Source organism: Aneurinibacillus thermoaerophilus (assembly GCF_900099925.1).
Classification (GTDB): Bacteria; Bacillota; Bacilli; order Aneurinibacillales; family Aneurinibacillaceae; genus Aneurinibacillus; species Aneurinibacillus thermoaerophilus.
On sequence record NZ_FNDE01000026.1, the window covers coordinates 24,377 to 49,729 of the forward strand.

Sequence of the window (25,353 nt, forward strand, 5' to 3'; positions counted from 1 at the left end):
TTTTCACCGCCTTTTACATCTCAATGCCAAAAATTGCAGGGAACACTCTGTGAGCAATCGGTCCAGTGATACTGTGTAAATAGCGGATAGGATAGCCAACGCCCCAGTTGAACATAAAGACTAACACAAAATAACTAGCTATAACGCTGAGCACCACAAAAACAAACAAATCTTTCCATTCTTTATCTTTGCTGAACTGCCTTACTTTAACCACGAAATATACGACAAACAAAAGACAAGCCAGAATCAAGATCATGACTGTTCACCTTTTTTTACCTGATTAATTAGCCCGGTACGGAACGTATTCCATGTAATGGATACATGAACAGGAATATTCGGATAAATAGTATCCCACTCCTTTCGATGCTCATGCCAGTACCGTTTATGCTGACGGTGAATCAAACTATTAAATTCAAAAATGTCGACCTTTTTCTCTTTCTGCATTTTATGAAGCAGAGTGCGAATGTCACGTTGTATTCTTTCTTCCAATCGTTTTTTCAGCTTGGCCACCGTCACCTCCTTGTTAAAATCGGGTGAAGCGCCCGACTCTAAAACGGTAGCATCCAAGCTTAATTGCACATCAATTTTGGGAACTCCATTTGTTATGCTGCTTTTTTTCCTGTCTTTTATCTTAATCTGTACCGCGGTACTTCGTCTGTTGCTCCCCGCTTCGTTTAGCGGAACAGAAAAGACTATTTCCGGCTCCTGCTGTATCGTTTTGTTAAGAAAATGAAGCGTCCGAACCTCCTCTCTGGATAAATCCGTTACCAGTGTTTGATTACGAATTACGGAAGCGCCGGTAATCGCTATAATTTGTTTTTCCTTATCTTTGGAAAGATACTTGTGAACACGACCGGTGACAAATCCTTCGTACGGACTCGCATAGCTGTTAATGAGTTCACGTAGCATCACAACTGCCGTTCGGCCCCATTCCGCCTGATTGTTAATAATTCCGACCAGTTCCTCTCCCATTGTACTCTCGCCATTTGGCTCTGCTGTTACGATATCCTCCGCCGTTCCATTGGCGACAAGAATCCAGCTGGAATAACGAATTTCCCGATTTCGCGCAAAGAAATCCACCACTTCTTTCAGTACTTTCTGTTTTACTAACGTCTCCCCTAATATGATGACCTTACTGTGAAACCAGACAAGCTTTCCGGATGTTTGAGCACGCAAGTTTTTTGAAGCTTCCATAATGGTGTCTCCTGTTGCTCTTGCCGTATATGCGCTCTCTGGCGAAATGGCGACATTTTTTTCCTTCGCCGGTTTAAGAGACTGGATAGACAGAATAAATTTTTTATGCTTCGGATCATAATCTACCCCCGTGATCATTACGACATTTAACTGGTTTAATTCCCGGACAGCAATGCCGCCCGCTACTGTGCCACATCCCTGAAGAAAGGGGACGAACAAAAGGAAAAAGAAAGCAAATGAAAGCAGTTTTTTCTTCATTCATGCGTTCCCCCTTCCTGCTCCGGAGGATTAGAAGCTACATCCATTCTCTTCAGGTCCTTTTTCTGCAAATAATTTGGCCGCGATTTTCGTAGTGAAAATGGCAAAACGAACAGTTCGCTTATCCATGACCTAGGATGCGCCGGGGCAACCGGGGACATATACGGTACGCCAAACGTACGCAGCGAACACATGTGAATACCGAGCGCGACAAGCGCAATCGAAATGCCGTATATCCCCAGGCTCGCTGCAACAATCATCATCGGGAAACGCAGCAGGCGGGTAACCATAGCCAGATTAAAAGCAGGAATAGTAAAAGAAGCAATCCCTGTAAAAGCTACGACAATGACCATTGCCTGTGAAATGATCCCCGCTTCTACGGCCGCCTGCCCTACAACAAGCGCGCCTACTATACTGACCGCCGAACCGACCGGACGCGGCAGGCGCACACCCGCTTCCCGCAGTATCTCGAACGAAATCTCCATAATTAACGCTTCAATTAACGCCGGAAACGGCACACCGACTCTAGCTGAAATAACCGTTAATAAAAGCGGGGTGGGGATAAGCTCCTGATGAAATGTAGTAATAGCAACATAAAGGGACGGGCCTAGTAGCGCGGTAAGAAACGTAATGATCCGCAATAGACGAACCGCGCTGGGAAAGTAAAAACGCTGATAGTAATCCTCGCTAGCCTGCAAGAAATCATAGAAAACAGCCGGTATCAGCAGCACAAATGGCGTACCATCAACAATGACGGCTACCCGTCCTTCCGCCAGTCCCGATACTACTTTATCCGGTCGTTCAGTGGAAAGAATTTGTGGAAACGGCGAGTAGACACTATCCTGAATTAACTCTTCGAGCTCGGCGCTCTCCAGAAGAACATCCAGATCGATTTCTTTCAATCGTTTCCGCAACGTATTAAGGACATCTTCTTCTACAAGATCGCAAATATACATAAAGCAGACCACTGTTCGGCTACGATGGCCGATTTTAATCACTTCCGACTTCAAATCCGGCGTGCGTAACCGCTTGCGAATCAACCCTGTATTATCCTGTAGCTTCTCGGTAAAACCTTCGCGCGGGCCCCGCACCAGCTGTTCAGCCTCTGGTTCGGAAACAGAACGGGTTGGGAGGTTCGGCGTAACCACCGCGACCGCATACGGCATATAATCGACATGAACGACAGCACAGCCGGCGGTAATCATCTCAATCATCGTTTTTAAATTATCAACCGGCATCAATTTTTTTGCCGTAATCACCTGATCTTCCACATGACCGAGAAACGACTCCGGGCCCATTTCTAACAATGGCCGGATCACATGCTGGTCAAGAATCATTTCATTGACCAAGTCATCCAGAAAAAATACTGCCCCTTCCGGCATTCTTGCGTCATTTTTTGCGTTTGGAAATGTTAATAGATGCGTGACAAACACGTCCACATCTTTAAATATCGCTTGCAGCCGCGCGGCATTCACCGCTGTCATCGGATCAATGCCAATCTCTTCGAGCCTCTTCTGTTCTTTCACATCTTCTTTTGCCTGTCCCTGCACAATTTCTTCTAACGTTTTTGCTTTTTTCGGCTTTTTAAATTTCCCCATTTTTGTCACCCGTTTCTTTGCAGAATCTTTAGGTAGGTTGTGTAGAAACAGGGAAAATATACAGTCTGCATTTTTTTTCATATCACTTGACAATTGTGTAAAGGGTCTGCGATAATAAATTTCAAATCCAATGGTATAAAGATACGAACGTGTTGATGGGGATTAGTAGGGCATACGCCTGCGTTCAGAGAGCAAATCATACCGCTGCAAGATTTGCCGTACGGCCTGCCTGAACCCACCCCGGAGCGCCAGGGAATGAACCTGGCCAGGGTCCTCTCCCTGTTACCAAAGAGGTAAGCGGGCATGCGGCCAATGCCGCATCGCCAATAAAGGTGGTACCGCGGAAGCAATTTGCCTTTCGTCCTTTTGCAAAGGAACGAAAGGCATTTTTTTGTTAGATGGTCATGCAATGTCTGCGTGTTTTTCTTGTAATGAAGTATTTCTGAGAATAAAGGTGGAGTACAAGGATGGATGCCAAAAGAAAACATCGTGTTGTTGTGAAAATCGGAAGCAGCTCACTGACAAACCCGACAGGCGGATTGTCCCGTCAAAAGCTGGAAGAGCATGTCTCCGCACTAGCGGCGCTGCGCCGGGCGGGTCACGAGGTCATTCTCGTATCGTCCGGAGCTGTTGCGACCGGATTTACGCAGCTTGGGTATCCATCACGACCTGTTACGCTGGAAGGCAAACAGGCGGCTGCAGCGGTCGGCCAGGGACTATTAATCCAGGCATATAATGATTCATTGCGGACATACGGGCTTTCAGGGGCGCAAATTTTGCTTACGCGCGACGATTTTTCCAAACGTCATCGCTACCAAAACGCCCATAATGCATTGAACGAGTTACTGAAACGAGGGATTCTCCCGATTATTAATGAAAATGACTGCGTAGCCGTCGATGAGCTTACATTCGGGGACAATGATATGCTTTCCGCGCTTGTGGCCGGCTTTTTGCGAGCGGATGATTTAATCATTTTGACTGATACGGACGGATTGTATGACGCTGACCCGCGCACAAATCCGCAGGCGAAAAAATTTACGCTCATTGAAGAGATTACTCCCGAGATTGAGGCCATTGCCGGAGGAGCCGGCAGCCGCGTCGGCACCGGAGGCATGCGTTCGAAAATTAACGCTGCGAAATTTGCGCTTTCGCTAGGTATCCATGTTTTTATCGGTACAGGCAAAGGCGCAGGCAAACTGCTTGACATCTTGGCAGGAAAAGGGGAAGGCACATATTTTCGCAACGACATGAGAGCGCCTCTTAAAGCGCGTAAACAATGGATCGCTTTTCACGCAGAAAGCGACGGACGCATCGTAATTGATAAGGGAGCAGCCCGGGCGTTGCTCTACGAAGGAAAAAGCCTGCTACCTTCCGGAATTGTTAGGGTATGCGGGGATTTTTCAGCCGGCCAAGTCGTGGAAGTAACCGATTTATCCGGCCGCTTGCTCGGGAAAGGGGAAGTCAACTACTCTGCGGCACAACTTGAACAGGTAAAAGGTGAATCCACTGCTGTTTGTCGCGAACAACTGGGCGTTCTCCGCGTAGAAGCAGTACACCGGGATAACTGGGTGACGTTATATATCAATGAGAATAAAGAGGAACATAAGGAGGAGATTATGCAATGACACTGCTCGACAAGGCAAAACTGGCAAAACAGGCGGCAGCGCAAATGGTTACGCTGACCACCGAAGAAAAAAATCAGGCGTTGCTCGCAATGGCAGACGCGCTTGAAAACAACATGGCGCGCATTCTTGCAGCGAATGAAAAAGATATAGCGTCCGCCAAAGAAGCAGGCGTAACAGGCGCACTTATCGATCGCCTAATGTTGACGGAAATCCGCGTCCACGACATGGCAGAAGGACTGCGTCAAGTTGTCGAGTTGCCAGATCCTATCGGCGAAGTGATGGATTCGTGGGAAAGGCCGAATGGTTTGCGTATTACTAAAGTGCGCGTGCCGCTCGGTGTCATTGGCATGATTTATGAAGCACGTCCGAATGTAACCGTGGACGCAACCGGACTTTGCCTGAAATCCGGCAATGCGGTCATTCTGCGGGGCAGTTCTTCCGCACTTCATTCTAATCGGATACTCGTCACCATCCTGCGTGAAGCACTCCTGAGCACTCGCGTTCCGCAAGAGGCGGTACAATTGCTTGAAGAAGGCACACGCGAAGAAGTGAATCAGATGCTGAAAATGAACGATTATCTCGATGTTCTCATTCCGCGCGGTGGCGCGGGCCTTATCCGCTCGGTCGTAGAAAACGCCTCGGTTCCGGTGCTGGAAACAGGCGCAGGCAACTGTCATATATACGTTGACGAATCGGCAAAACCCGATATGACGCATGCCATCGTAATAAATGCAAAAACGCAGCGCCCGGCCGTATGCAACGCCGCCGAAACGCTGCTTGTTCACGAAGCTTGGGCCAAGAAACACCTCCCGGCTTTGTTGAGCGCACTAAAAGAGAAAAACGTCGAGCTCCGCGGCTGCGAACGCGTACGCGAATTGGCAAAGAATGTGGAGATCATTCCAGCAACGGAAGAAGATTGGCGCACGGAATATCTGGATTACACGATGGCAATCACCGTGGTTGAATCGGTCGACAGCGCCATTGAACATATTAACCGATACAGCACAAAGCACTCGGAAGCAATTATAACCGAATCGGAAGCAAGCGCGCGTAAGTTCCTCACTCGTGTGGATTCCGCCGCGGTTTACCATAATGCCTCCACCCGTTTTACAGATGGATTTGAGTTCGGCTTCGGGGCGGAAATCGGCATCAGCACACAGAAACTGCATGCACGCGGACCAATGGGCCTGCCGGCTCTTACTTCTTCCAAGTATGTCATCTATGGCACGGGACAAATTCGATAAAGGGGAGAATGCAATGTCTAGCCTTAAGGATAAAACCATTTGCTTTCTCGGCGCTGGATCTATGGCGGAAGCAATGATTTCAGGATTGGTAAACAAAAATCTCCTTCCTTCCAAGCAGATCTGTGCACTAAACCGCAGCAATAGCACCCGCATCCGGGAATTAGCGACGCGCTATGGAATTTCTATATTAAGAAAAGAAGAAGCGATTAGAACAGCGGATATTATCATCCTCGCTGTCAAACCGAAAGATATTGACGCAGCGATCGCAGAGATTCAATCATTCACCCGGCCGAAACAACTTTTTATTTCTGTACTGGCCGGCATCTCCACGGATTATATTTCGCACCTGCTTGGCCACCAAGCCCCGGTTATCCGAACAATGCCAAATACTTCAGCGGCGGTCGGTTTGTCCGCTACAGCGATCGCTTCCGGCGCGTTCGCTACGGAAAAGGATATGGAACTTGCCATGCAAATTTTTCAAGCGATCGGTATTGTAGAAACAGTAAAAGAAAAAGACCTGCACGCCGTAACCGGTCTTTCCGGAAGCGGTCCAGCTTATGTATACTATTTGGTAGAAGCAATGGAAGCGGCCGGACGTGAAATCGGCCTTGCACCGGAAGTAGCCCGCCGCCTGATTCTGCAGACGATCATCGGCGCAGCGCATATGCTCCGCGACCGCCAAGAAGAACCGGCACTGTTACGCAAACAAGTGACCAGTCCGAATGGTACGACCGCAGCAGGGATTGCCGTGCTCGAAGAACGCGGCTTCCAGGAAGCGATGCTTGCCTGCATCAAACGCGCGGCCGAACGATCAGCTGAAATGGGAAAACAATCAGTGTCTGCCTCCTAACAGTTGCTTCGAATTCGGCAAAGGAGACACGTAGTATGGATGTTTACGCATTGTACGGCCCAAGCGGAACAGGAAAAAGCTCAAGCGCCCTCGAGCTGGCGCATAAACATAAAATCAGTGCCATTATTGATGATGGCCTGCTTATTTATAAAGGGCGCAAAGTTGCAGGCACATCTGCCAAATACGAGCGCACAACGGTGCAGGCCGTCAAACGAGCGATTTTTTTCTATAAAGACCACGCGCAGGAAGTGCGAAAAGCGATCCATGAATACGAAATCGAGCGGATTCTCTTGCTCGGCACCTCACGCAAAATGGTAAACCGAATCGCGGACGCGCTTGAACTAGGGCCAATTTCCAAATATATCGCCATTGAAGATATCCGCTCTTCCAGCGAAATTAAGGCAGCGCTTTATACCCGGCGCACCGCCGGCAAACACGTCATCCCAATTCCTTACATTCAGGTGGAACAAGATTTCTTCCGCCGCCTGATCGCGCGCGGTAAAAAATTTTTTTCCGCCAAAAAAGAAGTAATAGGAGAAACGACAATCGTACAGCCGGATTTCGGTGGTGGACGCGTCCATGTCACGGAACATGTTTTGCGTAAGCTGATCACATTAAGTTGCCGCGATATGCAGGAAGTAACAAACATGACCAAAATTCATGTCATGCTAAACGATCTGCCTTTCGTCTCACTGGAAGTTCACCTAAACGTGCCGCGCGGAACTCCCTTAAGACAGGTGGCGCAGGAAATACACCACCGCATCTATGATGCTTACGTCCGGCATCTGAACCTCGAACTTGACACCATCAATATCACGATTGGCAAACTTACAATGCCCGACGCGTGAATGCGTCGGTTTTTTTTGTGCAAAATATGCATGTATAAATCCATATAATGAAAGGAGTTTATTCCGTGCAACAACAGCAACAAACACCCGGACAAATGCAGCAGGCAATAATGATGACACCGCCAGCAGTCATGACGACAAAAGACGTACTCTATGTCAAAGATCAAATGAGCTGGCTGCTTGTCGCTATGAAAAAGTGTAGTCACTATGCGCAAGAATGTGCCGATCCACAAATCAAGCAAATCATTGACCGCGCAGGCCAAATGCATCAACGCCATTACAATACGCTGCTTCAGCACTGCCAGAACAACAATAATAGCGCTATGGGCAATATACCGACCAATATGTCTGCACAATGATTAAGGAGGGATATTATGCAAAATAACCAAATCGCAAATCCGACCGCACCATTGCAAGGCGGCCAAATACAGCAAAGCCCGCAAATGACTGACCGCGACCGTCTAAACGATATCCTTGCAACTCAAAAATATCTGACCGACAATTTTAACATTGCGGTGCGCGAAGCAAGCCATGATGCACTGCACCGCGATATACTGACTTGCCTGACTGAAACGCACCAGTGCGCGCGTGATATTTTCAACCTGATGTTCCAGCAAGGTTGGTATAAGCTTGAAGCGGAAGAGCAACAGAAACTGGATCAGACATACCAACAGTTTAACGGTTATACCTCCCAATTCCCGTACACAGGACAAACTCAATGAGAAAAAGCTCGCGGGCTTATCCCCGCGAGCTTTTCTTTTCCAGATAAGCGGTTAACGATCCGAGTCTTACCTGCCAATACAGGTTTCAAACTTTTTATTAAGGGACTTGTGATATACTACTAATCAAGTATAAAAAACAGGTGAACCATAGGTAGAAAGAGGTTATAAACGCATGAAACGTTACAGCGAAATGACAAGAGAGGAATTGCAGGCGGAAATGCAGCGCCTGCGCGCGGAAAGTATGCGAAAATACCAGGCCGGATACATTTCTGAAGCATCGGTGCTCGAATCTAAATTTTTCATGGCCCGCTCTTATCTGCTTAACCCGGATCATTTTATGAGCGGACAGGAGTATGGGGTTATCGGATACGATGAACCGTTTTTTGTACGCTACTTAAACGGTGTAATGGCATGGGGGCATTTCCGCTCATCCACCGAAGAGCGTGCGTTCCCAATCGGCCGTCTCGAAGAATTAACACCGTTCTGCGGAAGCGGAAGCTGCGGTTGTTAATCCCGTCGCCATTCGTTTTTTAACAGGCTATAAATATAGTGATCAACATAACGGTTATACAGCCACTCTCCCTGGCGGATTCTGCCTTCTCTTATAAAGCCGAGCCGCTCCGGTATGGCGCGGCTCTTCCGATTTTCCACCGCACAACGAATTTCCACCCGATTTAATCCCAATTCGTCAAATGCGTATGTAATTAATCTTTTCACAGCAGCGGTCATAATGCCCTGACCTTCCATCCCTTCCGCAAGCCAGTACCCGATGCTTGTATGATGATTCATCCAATCAATGTGGTGCAGATTGATGACACCGATAATTCTGCCCTCGTATCGAATCATATAAGTCACACCATTTTTCATTTGCTGGAGTTGCCTGCTTGCCGCAATAAAAGCCTCTGTGTCAGACACGCTTTGATTTGCGTCTACCCAGCCGAGAAACCTTCGCAAATGTTCCCGATTGGCATCTACCAGCGCGTATAATTCGGCCGCGTCCTTATGTTCAATTTCCCTCAGTGTAATACGCTCATTCACCTTTAGTTCCATCATCCATCTACCTCCCCTTTATTTTAAAGCAAGTATATCCTATTTTTCCAATGGTTTCATGAAGGAAATGTTACCATTCTCCCCATACTATTGTTAGCTGTCCATCTTCCTTTATAAGGAGAAAATATTATGCATCGATATATGTTTCATATGATTTGCACACTTCTAACGCTGACGTTCATCATTCATGCATTTCTTTCCATCCCGAACGTAAAAACACAAAGCCGATCAATAATCGAACAAATGCTGACACCTGCCAATCTTCCCGCAACAACCGGTCATAAAAAGCATCCAGACGGTAAGATAAATCCGCGTGGGACGCAAACGATCATTATTAGTAAAAATGGCTTTGTACCTAACCGGATTGTATGTAAGCAAGGCGATACTGTTTCTTTTATCATCTATAACCTAGATGATAAAACGCATAATATTGTGTTGGCAAATTATCATATCTTCTCTCCTGATTTACGCAAAGGGGAGACAGCCAAAATCGAGTTTACTGCCGTCAAAAAAGGCACGTTTGCTTTCATCTCAAACGTGCCCGGTTATCCGGAAATAGGATATAGAGGCATACTGGAAGTCAAATGAAGAAACCTCGCAGAGCTGTTGATGAACGAAAATTTAGGATGGTTCACTTCAATAATAAAGTGAAAAGCGATATCTTCTCCTCAATCATTTACTATTGCAACTCTTTCCACAGCCCAGATACCGGTCGATCCCTGGCGCACAGGCTGGTACAATTCAATCAGAAACAGACAAGGCCCGTGCTGTGCCTGTACAAGTGCATAATTCAATCCTAAACTGTAATCCATATAATATCTCTGGAAACGAAAAACATCTGTGGGAGCAAACCCTAGCTTCTCAATTCCTATCTGGCGCGCCGTTTGTACCGGGTTCAAGCGCCAAGGGTTCTCTCCGTTATCGGCTAACTGTTGAATCATAAGAAGGTCTTCTGAAATTGATACCTGCCCTTGCTTCACTCCCATACACGGATCCTGCTGCTGTTGCCGCCTTCCAAACAAACGTATCTTTCTCATTCCTACATCACCTTTTTTGACCAGTGTATGCGGAAAAAGCGGCAGAGTGTGTATCACGCTCCATTTCCAAACCGGGTCCGGATTTTCACTTTACAACTAAAACAAGCCGCTGATGCACATCGGTTCCCGCTTCAATAAAGCTCTCTTCATCCGTTCCAATTCCTTTCCGCGAATTTCATAAAAAATAGAGAAGGCAAACCTACACAGGTTTGCCTCACAGATTTGCCTCTTCATTATCGTTTGTACGCCGGCAGGATTTTCTTCATATTAACCGTCCGCTTTTTCTCCCATGTTTCCGGCTTTGTTTCATCATACTGCTCCAAAAACGCGATGACTTCCTTGGTTAGCGGCGTCGGTGTAGAAGCACCTGACGTCACTGCTACCTTCTTCTTGCCTTTGAGCCATTCAAGGTTAAGTTCGCCCAAATCAGCGATACGGTATGCGGGCACACCCGCAATCTCTTCTGCTACCTGCGCCAGCCGATTCGAATTATTGCTGCGCGGATCACCAACAACAATAAGCAAATCAGCTTCACCCGCCTGTTCAGCTACCGCTTCCTGACGTACCTGTGTCGCCAAGCAAATCTCGTTATGAACTTCACAGTGCGGATACTTTTGAATGACTTTGTTCATGATATGCTTAATATCCCACTGACTCATCGTCGTCTGATTGGTAACAATTAACTTCTCAGACGGCACGTCAAGCTTGTCGATATCTTCTTCTCTCTCGATTAGATGAACACGGCCAGGCGCAACACCCAATGCTCCTTCCGGCTCTGGGTGTCCTTTCTTACCGATATAAATAACATGGTAACCTTGTGCGACTTTTTCCCGGATTAAATCGTGCGTCTTCGTCACATCCGGGCAGGTCGCGTCCACCACGGTTAACCCTTTTTCTCGGGCGCGCTCCTTCACTTGAGGCGATACACCGTGTGCGGTGAAAATTACCGTACCTTTATCTATTCTCTCAAGCATCTCCATCCGGTTTGGACCGTCCAAAGTGATGATGCCTTGCTCTTCAAACGCCTTCACCACATGGCTGTTATGCACGATCATGCCAAGAATATAAATCGGTCTTGGAAAATCAAAGTTTTGCGCCGTTTTCTGCGCCAGTACCATGGCATCCACGACGCCGTAGCAATAGCCGCGGGGCGAGATTTTGATAACTTCCATGTTGTGTTGCCTCCCCACTCTCGATTCAGGTAGCTTCCTATAATAGCTGCCGTCTTTTATTATAACTCAAGCGGCAGCGCCAGCGCACCCCATTCCCGCAATTCCAGCGAGCGAGCACCTTCGACGACAACCGGATCATTCTTCGCAAGTTCCATCGCTTCTTCGTATGTATCCGCAATATAAATCACCATGCCGCCCTTCCCATCAGTAAACGGGCCTGCGGCCATTATTTTCCCTTCATGGTACAATTTATTGATATACGCGAGGTGGGCCGGACGGTATTGAGCATTCTTTTCCTGATCGATAATGGGCAAAAATGCGACATATTTCATTTTGATTATCCCCTTTTCCTCATAAAATTCCATGCAAAAAAGGGGCGTCCGCTCGTCCAACCCCTTTTTCAAGCTTGTCTTTAAGCTTACATCTTAAGGCACCGCAAATCCAGTCGCCACAATTAAAACGTCGGCAAAAATGCAAACTGCCAACGCGATCGCCGTAAATACCATCCCAAACTTATTTTTCTGCTTCGTTACGTTCCGAAGACCCCACGCAACAAAAAATGTAAAGATGAACATAAGAATGTTCATCAACATGCCCCTCAACTCCTCCCATATAAAGCTGAAGTTATTATTCCCCAAACACTTTTTATTTTACCAAAGTTAAACAATGACTGGCAAATAAAGTTTTCGTATTTTCACTCAATTCTTCCGGAGAAAGCGGGCAAGAAGCGCCGCTATTCGTCGTCTTCTTCAGGTTCTGTTTCCTGATCGATTTCAATATACACAAGATCGCCTGGCTTCCATTCCGCCTGGCCGTTTGTAAGGTTTGTGATCAATTGTTTGAGCGGTTCTTCTTCCCCTTCCTCTTCACCTACCGTCACTATCACTTTATCAAGATACTGAATGCCGACGATTTGAAAACCGCGCGCATTCAATTCATTTTCCACTTTGCCAAGAAACGTATAATCAAATGAAAAGTGATGCTCACGCGTTAAAATACGCTCCACGACACCAGCCGCATGCACGCCAGCGCTTGCCGATTTACCATATGCGCGGATAAGTCCTCCAGCACCGAGCTTAATGCCGCCGAAGTATCGAGTCACAACAATAGCTGTATCCTTCAGCCCTTTTTTCTTAATCACTTCCAAAATCGGTTTGCCTGCCGTGCCGCTTGGTTCCCCATCATCATCCATTTTCTGATGCTGGTCATGCTCACCCACAATATATGCCGAGCAATTATGCGTAGCATCCCAGTGTTTTTTCTTGATTTCCTGAATAAAAGCAATCGCTTCTTCCTGCGTCTCTACCCGCCGTACGTAGCTAATAAAGCGGGAACGGTTTATCTCAATCTCAGTCTGGCCGCCTTCCGGCTTTACCGTTAAATACCGCTGCAACATCCAACTACAACTTCCTTTCCGGTTTATCCATTTTCTATCCGTAGGACGGTATATTTTTGGTAAAGAAGAATCGGGTCAAACATAGACCCATTTTGATTTTAGAGGATATAATAAGATAAATACATAATATCACAGATAAGGTTGGTGTACGATGACGTGGATTTTGTTTAGCGCCGTAATACCGGCACCTCTTCTGCTTGTCGCTGCCCCAGAAGAAGCGGGAGTTTCTTTCTGGCGGACGATTGAGCCTTATCTTACCTTTTTATTTTCATTGTCCGTATTCTTAATTGCATGCGTAATCGTGCTGGAAAACCGCAATCCTTCCCGCACCGTGGCTTGGCTTATTGTTTTGAACTTTCTTCCAGTTGTCGGTTTTATTTTTTATATTTTACTGGGCAGGAACGTACGCAAGCGCAAATTATTCCGTAATAAGTTCATTAGCAACGCGGAAGTCCTCAAAAAACTGGAAACCGTCCCAGCAGGTATGCTGGATGAAAACGATTTCTGGGACTATCCGCACCTTGCTTCCAAACGTCGGCTCCTTAATTTAATGATGAATGTCGCCGAATCACCATTTACATTAAATAACCGAAGCAAGATTCTTACCAATGGCGATGAGACGTTCCGCCAGATGATTCAGGATATGTCTGAGGCGAAAGACCATATTCATTTCCAATTTTATATTATCCGGCATGATACAACAGGTCAGCAATTCAAACAAGTACTTATAGACAAGGCGCGTGAAGGGGTCAAGGTAAGAGTCATTTATGACGGGGTCGGCAGCGTGCACTTGGATAAAAAATATATCGCCGAACTCAGGGAAGCAGGCGTGGAAGTCGTCACGTTCTTCCCGGTTATCCTGCCCTTTCTCAGCAACAAGCTCAACTACCGTAACCACCGTAAAATTATCGTGATCGACGGAAAAATTGGATTTGTAGGCGGCCTGAACATCGGGGACGAATATCTCGGTAAAGATACCCGTTTTGGCTTCTGGCGCGATTCTCACGTACGCCTTGAAGGAGAATCGGTGTATCTGCTACAAAACATCTTCCTGAAAGATTGGTTCTTTGTCACGAATGAAAATATTAACGACGACCGCTATTTTCCACCGCTTACGGAATCACCGGGCGAAGAGTTGATCCAGATCGCCGCGAGTGGCCCCGATTCAGACTGGGAGTCAATCTGGCAGATGTATTTTTCCATTATCGCAACAGCACAAGAAAAAATCTACATTACATCGCCCTATTTTATCCCGGACGATTCTATTAGTATGGCGCTTAAAACAGCAGCGTTAAGCGGTCTTGATGTTCGCATTCTCCTGCCGAGTCGACCGGATCATCATACGGTATTTTGGGCTTCACGCTCGTATTTCCAGGAACTTTTGGAAGCGGGAGTGCGTTTCTACTTGTACCAGCCCGGGTTTGTACATGCCAAAATCCTGCTCGTCGATGGCGTAGTCGCTTCCATCGGAACGGCAAATATGGATATTCGCAGTTTTCAGCATAATTTTGAAGTTAATGCTATCATTTATAATAGCAATTCCGTCTATAAGCTGGAGGAAGACTTCCTTAGAGATCTGGTGGACAGCAAAGAGCTTACGCTCGCAGAATACAACCAACGCCCCTGGCACCACCGTGTGCTTGAATCGGTGGCGCGGCTTCTGTCGCCACTTTTATAAACACGGAAAAGAGCGGGTGATTTGCCCGCTCTTTTTTGCGCTTTTTATCGTGCAAGCGAATAGTCGCCCATCTTATCCTGCTGTATATTTTCTATTGGCAAAATTTCGTACCGATTCTTATTCTGGTATTTATGAATTTTAATAAGCTTCTTTTCTTCTAAACTCTTAATTTTTCTTTCTACCGTGTTCTTGTTCATATTGCACATCGCGGCAATTTTACGGATGGACGGCATCCATTTGCCTTCACTTCGCTGTACGATTTGCAACAGGAACACATAAATCATAAACTCAAACGGATCAAGGCCCAACGAGAATAAATCATTTGGCGAATGAAACATCTCATTTATTATATCCATCGTTCCACCTCTCTTTACCCGCATTTGCTATCTTTATTATTTCTGATTTGTATTCGTGATTTCAAGTTTTTTAATATTTCTATATACATTTTCTTGCTTCTTCACTCTTCCCTCAAACCACGAAAGATAGCAATATATCAGGCTATATTTATATATAAAGTGCCAGAGAGACGTATTCTTCAACAATCTATGATTTATGAAACATACCTTTATTTAAACGCTACATTCACCTGATAGCCCACCGGCTTGTAAATCTGCTGCAACACGCGCACCGCTCTGTCTTCTGCCGTTCGCAGCACGCCGCTACCTACCGCCTCCTGACGAAGTTTATCCTGTGCCCGAATCAAGAATTCCCGCTGCTCTTCGGGCGTCATCTTTTCCCGGAAAATCCCTTCATCCGTAAATACTTTCACCTTATTGATGTCAATATTTGGAGCCTGTAGAAAATCCGCCCGCGGCAAAGTGATCGTAATCTGTTTGTTCGTCTCGTCAATTCTGATGTCGGACGGTGTAACCTTTTTCAAATCGATGCCAACCAATATCTTAGCCGGGACGTCAATGTGGAAAAAGCGCTTTGTACCCGGAAGTTCTATGTTATAAAACCGATAAGCGTCCTCTCCTTCCAGGGTCGTCATCATCACCACTTCCGCCGTAGTTAAATATGATAGCTCCTGAATTTCCTGCACTACCGTTTGGCTAGTAACCCGCGAAGCGCCAAACATCCCGCTTCCCGCCCAAATGCCGCTTCCGATAATTATACAACCGAGAACAAAAAAAGCTACGATCTTCTTCCACTTATTCAGCCACTGCAACAAAGGGAACTTCAGACGGAAGCGCCCCTTTTGCTCAGGCTCTTTCTCCGCATATGGCAACCGATAGACAGTTGCCCCCCCACGCTCATTGACTGAATCGCGCGTCCGCTGTAAAATTTCGTCCTTGTTGTTCACCGCTTCTTCCTCCCAATATAGATACAACTTATGATAGAGTCTACACCAAACTCAATGCTTAACTTGAAAAGTAAAACAAGAGTATCCGCATCTTGATTCCCCCATGCGCACAATATAATCAATCTTGTCAAGGATATGTTTTAGTGTTGGGCTGAATGCCAAAAGCGATGTATATAAAACCTCTTCTATAAATAATTGGACGTCAAAACAACGAAAAAGTCGCTGAATAAAACAGGCGACTTTTTGTGTATGATCATAGTACGAATAAATTGTCATATGGTTTCTATAATACTATACATCGTCGAAAAAAGAAGGGGCTGCTATATACTATACAACAACGCGACGAACAGTATGCTACCCAGACAAGCAAGCAAAAAGAAAAACGCTGTCCAATGCATGATGGCGACCGTTTCTTTTATATCTTCCGGAGCAATCGGACGTTCAGGATCACCCATTTTCGCCCGATGCGAAGGAACACTCTGGTAATAGTTTGTTCCTCCGAGCTGAATGCCGAGCGCACCGGCAACACCCGCTTCCGTAAAACCGCTATTCAAACTCGGGTGGAGCCTCGCATCACGCAAAATGACGACCGCGCACTTCCGCCAGTTCAGGCGCAGCACCCAACTAACCAATATAAGCGTAAGAGCTGCGAGCCGGGCCGGGATATAATTGGCGATATCGTCGAAACGAGCCGACGCCCACCCGAGATTGTAGTATTTTTCGTTTTTATATCCAACCATCGAATCAAGTGTATTGGCCGCACGGTACGCCATGGCGAGCGGTGCTCCTCCAATAGCAGCGTAAAATAACGGGGACAAAATGGCGTCCACAATATTTTCAGCCACTGTTTCCACCGCTCCTCGCGAAATCTCCCGCTCGTTTAAGGAATGTGTGTCCCGTCCTACCACCATTGCAAGCGCCTTTCGCGCTTCCTTGATTTTATCTTCTTTCAGCAAGCGATAAATTCCCATTCCTGCTTCCGCCAGCCCTTTGGTGGCGATCGTCGTCGAAATCAACCATGCCTCCACCGCCCACGCCAGCCATGGATGAACCAAGCGTAGCAATTCAAGCAGCATCCAGATGAGCAAAAAGCTACCGCCGACAAGCACAACCGGAAACAAAACACCCGCCTGCTTCAACTGTTCTTCCCGTGGAAACAGACGACGGATATAATTTTCCAGCCAAACAATTACGCGGCCCATATATACGACCGGATGAGTCAACCAACGCGGATCGCCAACAATGCGGTCGATAATATAGGCGGCAAGCAGAACTAACGCACGCGCCAGCATCAAGGTTCCTCCTGTGTTGCAATCGCTTCGTATACAGCCTGATACACAAGCCGACCCACGGTATTACCTATCGTTGTCGCCGTACCGGCAAACTGATGCGGCGCCCCGTACCGTATATTCTGACTTACAGCAAACACGACCGAATCGGTCGTTGTTCCGGTCGCAATATTCCCTTGCTCATCGATTATACCCAAATCCTGCAAAGCGGCTGCTTTGGCTTCCGTAGCCGTAATAATGCTGTTTACCATGGCGGCAGACGTCAAATGCGCGTCCAACAGTAAAAAAATATTAATCGTGCCGCACTGATAGGCGGAAAACGTGCGGCGTGCTTTCCCCGCACGCGCACCGTTACTTGTTCCTGCCGTAGCACAGCAAATCATCCGGAAACGGTCTCCTTCTTCTTCCGTCACCGCGGCATGGGTCAACTTGGCTGCGGTCTGCAAGCCGATTGTCGATTCCGGGGGATACCCCCACGCCACCAATTGGTTCTGCGTCATCTGCGCCGGATCTTCACAGCGGTATGTAAGCGGTACTTTCCAGTTTACAAAATGGGTGGCCTTTGACAGCCCTCCCCCCCAGAGCGCACTGCTCAGCACAGTGAGCGGTTCAAAAGATCGCAAAAGAATATGATCTTCCTTATATTCAAGCGAAATATCAGTCCATATGGAAGATACGTACGATACGGAAGAACGAAACGGCTGGCTCATACCACAATCCCCTTCTGGCTTCTTGCGACGGAAAACGTATAAACGGTACGGGGCCAGCCTTTCATTTTCTTCTGCAACATATCTACCTTTCTTTCGCACGAGGAAGAACTCGCATCCAGCAGAATTCCAGCAAGTGTTCCGCTGTGTGCCACCACTACGCCAAGGCCGCCCGCTTCACGGCAAAGCGCTTTCAATTCTTCAAAGTCCGGATGCGCGAGACGTTTTTGGTGCATTTCTGCGCTGCGCGTCGCCACATATCCGATAAGCTCGCTATCCCCCTCACGAAAAGCTTCCTGAAGTTTCTGCAAAAGCCTATCATATTCTTTTTCTTCCTGGCACGTATATACAGCCAAGCGCTTGTTAAACGATACAGTATCCACCTTCCCACCGCGGTCCACGCCAATAATCCGCAGCGGAGGAAGATATCCCAAGCTCGTAATCACCCGGCCATGATGATGTTGATAGGCAACCACTTCGTCGTACATAATCCCATCAGTCGGTTCAATTTGCACAAGTAATGAAGAAATATGCTGAGGCAAAAGACACAGCTTATATGCTTTGGATACCGCCCGACAAGCCGCTACCATATCAGCCGTACTTGTGGCGAATCCTTTGCTCTCAGGCAGCGTTTTCTCCAATAACAATGTTCCATGAAGCGAAATCTTGCATTCATTCATCAAGCGCCGCAAAACGCGATATACTTTGACTTTTTGCGGCGAAGTCATCAACTCACCTGAAGTAGCCGGATAAAATGTTGCGTTTACATAGCTTTCAATCGGCAAGGAAACGAGAAAAGGGACGCCTTCTCTCTGTCCCTGCAGCAACTCGCCAAATGTGTGACATGCTGTGCCTGTAATAGCTTTCATGATTTTCTCCTCTTTTCCCATCCGTCTATCTTTTCTGTTTTCTTTCTATAATGATCGTGCAATCCAGGTTTGTCCACACTTCTCAGCGATAAAAAATTCGCCGGGGCCGAGATTTTTCACAGACCAGAAACAAGCCGGGGTTTCCATGATCCAAGTGGCAAGAAACCAGCGAATCGGACCACCATGGCTTACCAGCACCGCGATTTCCCTCGGATGCATCCGCTCTTGTAAGGCTAACAGCCAGCGATCTACCCGTTTTCCGAGCTCCTGTAAACTTTCACCTTCAGGAGGTGTAATAGTATACGGATCATTATACCATTCTTTAGCCAATTGTTTATCCCTTTGCATAATCTCTTCGTACGTCTTCCGATCCCACTTTCCAAAATCTAATTCGCGCAATTCTTTAGCAACAAATGGATAGAGACCGTGAACGCGCGCGATAACCTCGGCCGTTTCCCGGCACCGTAGCAAATCGCTCGTATAAATAAAATCAATTCGTTCCCCGCTGAGCCTCTCGGCCACAACTTCCGCCTGCCTTCGTCCGCGCGCGGTCAGCGGAGCATCGTAATGGCCAAGATAACGACGCTCCCGATTTTCCTGCGTTTCGCCATGCCGTACCCAAATCCATCTCATGCGCAAAACCTCCCGGCGATGACAATGCATACGAGAGTCACCGCTTCCGCCCATTCCACCTGGGCTCCGTAGCAATCGCCCGTAAGACCTCCAAGCCTTCGCGCCACCATGCGCAAAAACAGCCAGTCACATACTGCCACAACAAAAGACACGAGCAATCCGGCTATGCCATACAACGCGAAAGCAAAACCGACAGCCAGTAGAAAACCAGAGGCGACCCGCCATTCGGTAAGCCCACCGCGCAGGCCTGTACCCAATCCTTTTTCAGTTATGTACGGCCAGAACCAAATGGCGGCCGTAAGCCCAGTACGCGCCAACAACGGCGGAAGAATCAACCAGACAAGTAACCCCGAAGCGATAATCTCATAAAGCGCCGCCACCTTCACCATAAATAAAAGAATCGCGGCTGTCACTCCCATCGCACCGACGCGGCTGTCTTTCATAATAGCAAAAACCCTTTCTCTGTCACGGTAACTACCTAACCCGTCCGCCAGATCCATCCATCCGTCCAAATGCAAAGCGCCTGTGCTATAGACCCAGCCGACCAATACGATGACAGCGGCCACCGGGACGGGCAATAGCCAGAAAGCAACAAACGCCGCTCCGCACAACAATATTCCCAAAAGCAAGCCAACCGCCGGATAAAACGCGACGCTACGCTGCCAATCTTTCATATCATCCGTCAGTCTCGGAACCGGAATGCGCGTCAAAAAAGCGACTGCATGAAAAAAAGCGTTCATATCCGCTCCCCCTTAATCTTGCACGGAATACCGGATATAACAGCGTATACCTCGTCCGCTTCCGCAGCAATCCGCTGATTGGCCCAACCCAGCATATCTTGAAACCACCGGCCTAACCGCGACATTGCCACACCTCCCAGACCGGCTTCACTCGAGACAACGATCATCGTTCCCTGGTATTGACGCACACCAGAAAGCCAGCGCTCAATCTTCCCTTTGATTTCTTCTGTCGCAGCCCCATCACGCCAGCGCCCCTCCGGAAACGTAAGCAGCAAATTGCTGAGCCATGTGGATACACAATCGAAAAGCACGACCTCATAACCGCTATACTCAGAAACAAAAGCATCGGCGTCATACGGATGTTCGGCCACTTCCCATGAAGCAGGTCGACGTTCACGGTGCAAGGCAATCCGCTGTTCCATTTCTTTGTCGGTGGCAACGCCTGTCGCAACGTATAGTACGGACACATCCTTCTCTTTAGCCAGCTGCTCCGCGAACGCACTTTTGCCAGAGCGAACGCCTCCGGTAACAAACACGATGCTCAAAATCCTCTCCCCCTTTTATCCAGAACTTCTGTAAGTGCCGCAAGCAACCGAGCATTGTCTTTGCGATCACGCACGGCAACTCGGAAATCATGCGGCGTCAGTCCCGGATACATCGCACAGCTGCGAATGAGGATGCCGCGCTGGCCCAACTTTTGCTGCAATACCTGCGCCGTCATCGTTTCAGGCAAACGAACCAACAGAAAATTTGCTTGCCCTGGCCACACATAAAAACCAAACCGCTTCGCAAGATTTTCGCTTAGATACTGGCGCTCTCTAGCAATAAGCGCGCGCGTTTCACTTTCATATGCGCCTGTCCGACAGCACGCTTCACCCGCAGCTAGCGCCAAACGGTTCACGCTCCAAGGAACTTGCTTCTCCCGCATCCGCTGAATAACCGCAGGATGGGCAACTGCAAATCCCAGGCGCAAACCAGGAATCGCGTAAAACTTGGTCAGCGACCGCAGCAAGATGACATGCGGATACGCCTGTAGTTCCGGGAGAAGCGTGGGTTGGGCCCCTTCAGGCAAGAAGTCAATAAACGCTTCATCGAGCGCCAGATAGGTTCCACTTTCTTCTGCCCAGATCGCTAACTGATGCAGCTCTTCTTTTCCATACATCAGTCCTGTCGGATTGTTTGGATGCCCGATAAATAGCACATCCACCGCCTTCAGCAACGAACGTAAATCCTCCAGTGAAGGCAAAAAACCCTGTTCCTCCCTGCCAGTGCAACCGATAACCGAAGCGCCAAACCGGCGGGCCAACTGCTCATACTCAACAAACGAAGGATAAATCACACCGACCGTCTTCGGTGCAAGCGAAAGCAGCAGAAGCGCCATGCATTCGGCTGCCCCATTGCCTGCGAGCAACATTTCTTCCGTCACTTGATACTTTTCCGCAAGCGCTCGCATGAACAAGCGATGCGCCGGATCAGGATAATGAACAATATTTTGCATCTCACGCTCCACTGCTTCCAATACGACGGGCGGGGGGCCAAGCGGGTTAATATTGGCACTAAAGTCCAGCAACTTCTCCGGAGTTACTCCAAACAAAGCGGAGGCTGTCAGCAAATCGCCGCCGTGCCCAAACTGTTCAAGGTACGCCATCAAAACTCAATCCCCTGTACGGCCGGAATCCCTTCATCATAGTAATGCTTGATCGGCTTCATTTCAGTGACTAAATCGGCTTTGTCTAGCACTTCTGGTTTCGCGTTCCGGCCGGTAATCACCATGTGCATGCCGTACGGCCGCTTCTCCATAAGTTCCAGAACTTCTGCAAGCGGCAATACATCATCAATAGGAAACGTATGAATAGCGAGCGCGTTATTTAACTCGTCCAAGATCACGACATCATATTTGCCGTTCATCACTTTTTCTTTCGTGAACGCCCAGGCTGATTTTAACGCTTCCCGGTGTTCTTCAGGTGTCTTTAGCCACGTAAAGCCAACGCCTTTCTGATACATCTCAATACCGAGCTTGTCAAATATAATTTTCTCGCCATATGTTCGCTCCGGCGATTTGATAAACTGAATCACCAGTACCCGTTTGCCGCGTCCCGCCGCCCGAACCGCCAAGCCGAGCGCCGCTGTTGTCTTCCCTTTCCCATCTCCCGTATAAACAAGCACAAGTCCGCGTTTTTTATCCGGTTGAGCCATTACGTATTCCCCCATTGATTGTGATAGATTAACGTATCAAGATCTAGTCTTTTCTCCCATTTCTCTGTTTCCAAAATGGGAGCTTCCGGATACTGTTCTGTATAGCCCAGCGATAGAAGTGCCACCGGTTCTATGTGCGGTGGAATGCCAAGAATATCACGAACATCATTTTTTTTGTAGAAGCTTACCCAGCCCATTGCGATCCCTTCGGCGCATGAAGCAAGCCACATGTTCTGAATGGCACACGCCGTGGACATGATGTCCGTCTCCGGAATGGAATTGCGACCAAGTACATGGGAGCCACCTCGCGTCGGATCACACGTAACACAGATGGTAAGCGGCGCTTCCTGTAACCCCTCCACTTTCAGCTTAAGAAATTTCTCAGCCCGCTCCCCTTCATAATGAATAGCAAGGGCTTTCCGTTCTTTTTCCACCGCCCAAGCCAGACGCGCTTTCACTGTGGGAGACGTAATCAGGATATAATTCCACGGCTGCATAAAGCCAACGGACGGCCCGTGGTGCGCCGCCTCCAAAATTCGTCGCACCGCGTCTTCCGGTAAAGGATCCGGTAGAAACGAGCGAACGTCACGGCGTGTTTCGATCACTTTATATACGGCCTTTTTCTCCTGCTCTGTAAACATACTCTCTCCCCTTCCCTTTCTTCAAACCTTCCGACTTTCTATTGCCATAATTTCTTTAAATCTACGCCAGAGAGCAGCCGCATCTCCTTCCCTTGCATCGCGCAGGAATTGTTCATCCAAAAGCCGTTTGAACAATCGCTGACGCACGGACGGTTGCTCCACTTGTTGCAAAATAACCGCACGGCTCTCAGCAAGAAAATCGGTATACAGTTCATACGCTTCATCGTATGTTTCCGTCAACTCCCCAATGATTTTGGACGCGAGCCCTGGACTTGCCCCTTCTGTAGCTGCGGCCAGAAGTAAACGTCCACGCCTTAGCTGCGCCGGTACAGTAAACATGCTCAAATCAGGTCTGTCTGCGATCGTAATCAGCTGTCCCGGCCCCAGCGCCCTATATACAGCCAGATTAATCTCCGGCTGGTTTGTCGCGGCGAATACAAGGAATGCACCCGCAATATCAGAAGGCTCAAATGTTTTCGCACACCAGACAATGCGCCCGGATTCCGCCAGCTCTTTTAGGGTCCAAGTTACTGTAGGACTTACCACCGTTACGGCAGCGGCCGCCTCAAGCAGAGCCAGCACTTTGCGCTCCGCTACGTTGCCGCCGCCCACAATAACGCACGGTTTGTCCTTTAGTTTCAATAATACAGGATATGAACGGTCGGCCATCCGCCACACCTCCTTGTTCCACTTATTTGACCGGAAGCGAAAGATTCATGATTTCGTACAATTTTTTCATATCCAGATGTTGACGCACAAGCGCAGCCAGCGCCGCATAGCTCCCCTCCCTTCGCTCCGATTCGGTTTGCACTTCGGTGTCGACCAGCTTCATGCCTTTGCGCATCCGAATGTCGTTAAGCCATGCCCTTGTAAACGCGCGGTTGTGAAACACACCGTGTAAATATGTCCCCCACACCCTTTCGTCATCGCTAATCGCACCATCCATATGCCCGTCCGCAATTTGCAACAAAGGCCGTCCTCCCGCTTCCCTTTCTGTCCGACCGAGATGGATTTCATATCCTTCTACCGTCTGACCGGAGGCGAAAGATGCGCCTGCAACGTTTCCATGAACACGTACCGTTCGTTTTCCCGCGCGGAATGTCGTATGAATCGGCAAAAGCCCAAGCCCTTCGCTTTCCAGATGGTTCGACTCCACTCGGTCCGGATCAAACAGCTTTTTGCCAAGCATTTGATACCCGCCGCAAATTCCGACTACATGGGTTCCGCTTTGTGCTGCTTCGCAGATTAAATCAGCAAGTCCTGTTTGCTTAAGCCAGAGCAAGTCATCCGTCGTATTTTTTGTTCCTGGCAAAATCACAATGTCCGGGTGATTCCATTCCGCCGCTGAACCAATCAAACGCACTCTCACTCCCGGTTCATCATATAGCGGATCAAGATCTGTGAAATTAGAAATGCGCGGCAAACGGATAAATGCCACATCAAGCGATTCGCCGGTTTCATCCCGCTTTTTCAGCTTTAAATTCGACAGCGCAAGCGAATCTTCCGCTTCAATACCTGTATCGGCGTACGGAATCACGCCAAGCACCGGAATACCCGTATATTCCTCCAGCCAATCCAATCCAGGTTTCAATAGAGAGAATTTTCCGCGAAATTTATTGATGATAAACCCTTTTACCCGCGCCCGTTCCGATTCATCCAGTAGCGAAAGCGTGCCGACCAGCGAAGCGAACACACCGCCCCGATCGATATCCGCCACCAACAAAACCGGCGCATCGGCCAGTTCCGCTACTTTCATATTGGCAATATCTCGATCTTTCAAATTAATTTCCGCCGGGCTGCCTGCACCTTCGATAACAAGCACCTCATATTCCGCTGCAAGCCGGTCAAGCGATTCGCGCAGAATAGGCAGCGCCGTGGGCACATAATCTTCCCGATACGCAGCTGCGCCCATGTCCGCGTAGTGCTCGCCCCGCACGATCACTTCAGCAATCATGTCTTTCTTGGGCTTCAGAAGAATCGGATTCATGTCAGCCGTCGCTTCGATCCGGCACGCTTCCGCCTGCACGCCCTGCGCCCGTCCAATCTCTTTGCCATCGCGCGTAATGTAAGAATTTAAAGCCATATTTTGTGATTTAAAAGGCGCCACTTTCCAGCCGTCCTCATAAAAGATGCGGCAAAGCGCGGTGCATAACACGCTTTTGCCAACATCAGATGAAGTTCCCTGCAGCATGATCGCTTTCATCTACGATTCCTCCTCGTATAGTATGTTTAAGCCCCTCAAAATCACGAATTTCCAGTTGAATTCGAGAGACTATTAACCAAAAAACCAAGATATATTTTCC

Annotated in this window: 31 protein-coding genes and 1 other annotated feature; of the genes, 9 read left to right on the forward strand and 22 right to left on the reverse strand. The window is 48.1% G+C overall.

What is annotated here, in order from left to right; translation table 11 throughout:
- Window positions 1–13: 13 nt before the first annotated feature.
- Genes BLR88_RS12755 through BLR88_RS12765 form a run of 3 tightly spaced genes read right to left on the reverse strand, consistent with a single transcriptional unit; the run spans window position 14 to window position 3,050 of the window.
- Window positions 14–256 (reverse strand): hypothetical protein, encoded by a 243-nt coding sequence (locus BLR88_RS12755; RefSeq protein ID WP_057897692.1) that lies wholly within the window; start codon window positions 254–256, stop codon window positions 14–16.
- The gene (locus BLR88_RS12760; protein WP_057897691.1) at window positions 253–1,452 is read right to left on the reverse strand and encodes a Ger(x)C family spore germination protein; all 1,200 of its coding nucleotides are present in this window, start codon (window positions 1,450–1,452) and stop codon (window positions 253–255) included. Before BLR88_RS12760 ends, BLR88_RS12755 begins: the two co-directional genes overlap by 4 nt.
- A complete protein-coding gene (locus tag BLR88_RS12765) occupies window positions 1,449–3,050 on the reverse strand; it encodes a spore germination protein (RefSeq protein WP_175493621.1) in 1,602 nt (533 codons plus the stop codon). Before BLR88_RS12765 ends, BLR88_RS12760 begins: the two co-directional genes overlap by 4 nt.
- A gap of 143 nt (window positions 3,051–3,193) precedes the next feature.
- Window positions 3,194–3,419 (forward strand) — a binding site (T-box leader).
- Window positions 3,420–3,517: 98 nt separating this feature from the next.
- Between BLR88_RS12765 and proB the strand changes: the two genes are divergently transcribed.
- From proB to BLR88_RS12800, 7 genes are all read left to right on the forward strand, one after another.
- On the forward strand, window positions 3,518–4,675 hold the full coding sequence (gene proB, locus BLR88_RS12770) for a glutamate 5-kinase (RefSeq protein ID WP_091260843.1): 1,158 nt from the start codon (window positions 3,518–3,520) through the stop codon (window positions 4,673–4,675).
- Window positions 4,672–5,919, forward strand: coding sequence for a glutamate-5-semialdehyde dehydrogenase (locus tag BLR88_RS12775; RefSeq protein WP_091260845.1), 1,248 nt, complete (start codon window positions 4,672–4,674; stop codon window positions 5,917–5,919). The genes proB and BLR88_RS12775 overlap by 4 nt, the downstream gene beginning before the upstream one ends.
- 13 nt (window positions 5,920–5,932) lie before the next feature.
- On the forward strand, window positions 5,933–6,769 hold the full coding sequence (gene proC / locus BLR88_RS12780; RefSeq protein WP_057897687.1) for a pyrroline-5-carboxylate reductase: 837 nt from the start codon (window positions 5,933–5,935) through the stop codon (window positions 6,767–6,769).
- Between the two features lie 35 nt (window positions 6,770–6,804).
- On the forward strand, window positions 6,805–7,617 hold the full coding sequence (locus BLR88_RS12785) for an isopentenyl transferase family protein (RefSeq protein WP_057897686.1): 813 nt from the start codon (window positions 6,805–6,807) through the stop codon (window positions 7,615–7,617).
- Window positions 7,618–7,664: 47 nt separating this feature from the next.
- Window positions 7,665–7,976, forward strand: coding sequence for a hypothetical protein (locus BLR88_RS12790; protein WP_254778314.1), 312 nt, complete (start codon window positions 7,665–7,667; stop codon window positions 7,974–7,976).
- A 12-nt stretch (window positions 7,977–7,988) separates the two neighbouring features.
- The gene (locus BLR88_RS12795) at window positions 7,989–8,339 is read left to right on the forward strand and encodes a spore coat protein (RefSeq protein WP_091260846.1); all 351 of its coding nucleotides are present in this window, start codon (window positions 7,989–7,991) and stop codon (window positions 8,337–8,339) included.
- Window positions 8,340–8,511: 172 nt separating this feature from the next.
- A complete protein-coding gene (locus tag BLR88_RS12800) occupies window positions 8,512–8,850 on the forward strand; it encodes a YfhH family protein (protein ID WP_057897684.1) in 339 nt (112 codons plus the stop codon).
- Here the strand turns inward: BLR88_RS12800 and BLR88_RS12805 are convergent.
- Window positions 8,847–9,392: a GNAT family N-acetyltransferase gene (locus BLR88_RS12805; protein ID WP_057897683.1), complete on the reverse strand. Its 546-nt coding sequence runs from the start codon at window positions 9,390–9,392 to the stop codon at window positions 8,847–8,849. The two genes, BLR88_RS12800 and BLR88_RS12805, sit on opposite strands and share 4 nt — an antisense overlap.
- A 126-nt stretch (window positions 9,393–9,518) precedes the next feature.
- Here BLR88_RS12805 and BLR88_RS12810 point away from each other — a divergent pair, with 126 nt between their 5' ends.
- Window positions 9,519–9,977, forward strand: a complete 459-nt coding sequence (locus BLR88_RS12810; RefSeq protein ID WP_057897682.1) for a cupredoxin domain-containing protein — start codon at window positions 9,519–9,521, stop codon at window positions 9,975–9,977.
- A gap of 80 nt (window positions 9,978–10,057) precedes the next feature.
- Here the strand turns inward: BLR88_RS12810 and BLR88_RS12815 are convergent, their stop codons facing one another.
- The 5 genes from BLR88_RS12815 to BLR88_RS12830 form a co-directional block, all read right to left on the reverse strand.
- Window positions 10,058–10,426 carry a hypothetical protein gene (locus BLR88_RS12815; protein ID WP_057897681.1) on the reverse strand — a complete coding sequence of 123 codons (369 nt, stop codon included), beginning with the start codon at window positions 10,424–10,426 and terminating at the stop codon, window positions 10,058–10,060.
- 233 nt (window positions 10,427–10,659) lie between these two features.
- Window positions 10,660–11,598 carry a 4-hydroxy-3-methylbut-2-enyl diphosphate reductase gene (locus tag BLR88_RS12820; protein ID WP_057897680.1) on the reverse strand — a complete coding sequence of 313 codons (939 nt, stop codon included), beginning with the start codon at window positions 11,596–11,598 and terminating at the stop codon, window positions 10,660–10,662.
- A 59-nt stretch (window positions 11,599–11,657) separates the two neighbouring features.
- Window positions 11,658–11,930, reverse strand: a complete 273-nt coding sequence (locus tag BLR88_RS12825; RefSeq protein ID WP_057897679.1) for a YciI family protein — start codon at window positions 11,928–11,930, stop codon at window positions 11,658–11,660.
- 93 nt (window positions 11,931–12,023) lie between these two features.
- Window positions 12,024–12,191 carry a DUF2759 domain-containing protein gene (locus tag BLR88_RS19085; protein ID WP_236781957.1) on the reverse strand — a complete coding sequence of 56 codons (168 nt, stop codon included), beginning with the start codon at window positions 12,189–12,191 and terminating at the stop codon, window positions 12,024–12,026.
- A 140-nt stretch (window positions 12,192–12,331) separates the two neighbouring features.
- Window positions 12,332–12,994 (reverse strand): YigZ family protein, encoded by a 663-nt coding sequence (locus tag BLR88_RS12830; protein ID WP_057897678.1) that lies wholly within the window; start codon window positions 12,992–12,994, stop codon window positions 12,332–12,334.
- 151 nt (window positions 12,995–13,145) lie between these two features.
- Between BLR88_RS12830 and cls the strand changes: the two genes are divergently transcribed.
- A complete protein-coding gene (cls, locus tag BLR88_RS12835) occupies window positions 13,146–14,672 on the forward strand; it encodes a cardiolipin synthase (RefSeq protein WP_082705864.1) in 1,527 nt (508 codons plus the stop codon).
- 44 nt (window positions 14,673–14,716) lie between these two features.
- On the opposite strand, the gene BLR88_RS12840 is transcribed toward cls, so the two are convergent.
- The 13 genes from BLR88_RS12840 to BLR88_RS12900 form a co-directional block, all read right to left on the reverse strand.
- On the reverse strand, window positions 14,717–15,028 hold the full coding sequence (locus BLR88_RS12840; protein WP_057897677.1) for a helix-turn-helix domain-containing protein: 312 nt from the start codon (window positions 15,026–15,028) through the stop codon (window positions 14,717–14,719).
- Window positions 15,029–15,237: 209 nt separating this feature from the next.
- Window positions 15,238–15,975 (reverse strand): DUF4230 domain-containing protein, encoded by a 738-nt coding sequence (locus tag BLR88_RS12845; RefSeq protein ID WP_057897676.1) that lies wholly within the window; start codon window positions 15,973–15,975, stop codon window positions 15,238–15,240.
- Window positions 15,976–16,295: 320 nt separating this feature from the next.
- Window positions 16,296–17,264 (reverse strand): adenosylcobinamide-phosphate synthase CbiB, encoded by a 969-nt coding sequence (cbiB, locus tag BLR88_RS12850; RefSeq protein ID WP_409359903.1) that lies wholly within the window; start codon window positions 17,262–17,264, stop codon window positions 16,296–16,298.
- Between the two features lie 2 nt (window positions 17,265–17,266).
- Window positions 17,267–17,974, reverse strand: coding sequence for an adenosylcobinamide amidohydrolase (locus BLR88_RS12855; protein WP_057897674.1), 708 nt, complete (start codon window positions 17,972–17,974; stop codon window positions 17,267–17,269).
- Window positions 17,971–18,840, reverse strand: a complete 870-nt coding sequence (locus tag BLR88_RS12860; protein WP_057897673.1) for a GHMP family kinase ATP-binding protein — start codon at window positions 18,838–18,840, stop codon at window positions 17,971–17,973. Before BLR88_RS12860 ends, BLR88_RS12855 begins: the two co-directional genes overlap by 4 nt.
- 45 nt (window positions 18,841–18,885) lie before the next feature.
- A complete protein-coding gene (locus BLR88_RS12865) occupies window positions 18,886–19,473 on the reverse strand; it encodes a histidine phosphatase family protein (protein ID WP_057897672.1) in 588 nt (195 codons plus the stop codon).
- Window positions 19,470–20,213, reverse strand: a complete 744-nt coding sequence (cobS, locus tag BLR88_RS12870) for an adenosylcobinamide-GDP ribazoletransferase (RefSeq protein WP_057897671.1) — start codon at window positions 20,211–20,213, stop codon at window positions 19,470–19,472. The genes BLR88_RS12865 and cobS overlap by 4 nt, the downstream gene beginning before the upstream one ends.
- Window positions 20,210–20,758: a bifunctional adenosylcobinamide kinase/adenosylcobinamide-phosphate guanylyltransferase gene (gene cobU, locus BLR88_RS12875; RefSeq protein ID WP_057897670.1), complete on the reverse strand. Its 549-nt coding sequence runs from the start codon at window positions 20,756–20,758 to the stop codon at window positions 20,210–20,212. The genes cobS and cobU overlap by 4 nt, the downstream gene beginning before the upstream one ends.
- On the reverse strand, window positions 20,755–21,861 hold the full coding sequence (gene cobD, locus BLR88_RS12880) for a threonine-phosphate decarboxylase CobD (protein ID WP_057897669.1): 1,107 nt from the start codon (window positions 21,859–21,861) through the stop codon (window positions 20,755–20,757). The genes cobU and cobD overlap by 4 nt, the downstream gene beginning before the upstream one ends.
- The gene (cobO, locus tag BLR88_RS12885) at window positions 21,861–22,409 is read right to left on the reverse strand and encodes a cob(I)yrinic acid a,c-diamide adenosyltransferase (RefSeq protein ID WP_057897668.1); all 549 of its coding nucleotides are present in this window, start codon (window positions 22,407–22,409) and stop codon (window positions 21,861–21,863) included. Before cobO ends, cobD begins: the two co-directional genes overlap by 1 nt.
- Window positions 22,409–23,050 carry a 5,6-dimethylbenzimidazole synthase gene (gene bluB, locus BLR88_RS12890; RefSeq protein ID WP_057897667.1) on the reverse strand — a complete coding sequence of 214 codons (642 nt, stop codon included), beginning with the start codon at window positions 23,048–23,050 and terminating at the stop codon, window positions 22,409–22,411. Before bluB ends, cobO begins: the two co-directional genes overlap by 1 nt.
- 21 nt (window positions 23,051–23,071) lie before the next feature.
- Window positions 23,072–23,719, reverse strand: coding sequence for a precorrin-2 dehydrogenase/sirohydrochlorin ferrochelatase family protein (locus BLR88_RS12895; RefSeq protein ID WP_057897666.1), 648 nt, complete (start codon window positions 23,717–23,719; stop codon window positions 23,072–23,074).
- Window positions 23,720–23,741: 22 nt separating this feature from the next.
- Entirely contained in the window at window positions 23,742–25,253 is a 1,512-nt protein-coding gene (locus BLR88_RS12900) for a cobyric acid synthase (RefSeq protein ID WP_091260849.1), read from the reverse strand.
- Window positions 25,254–25,353: the final 100 nt, after the last annotated feature.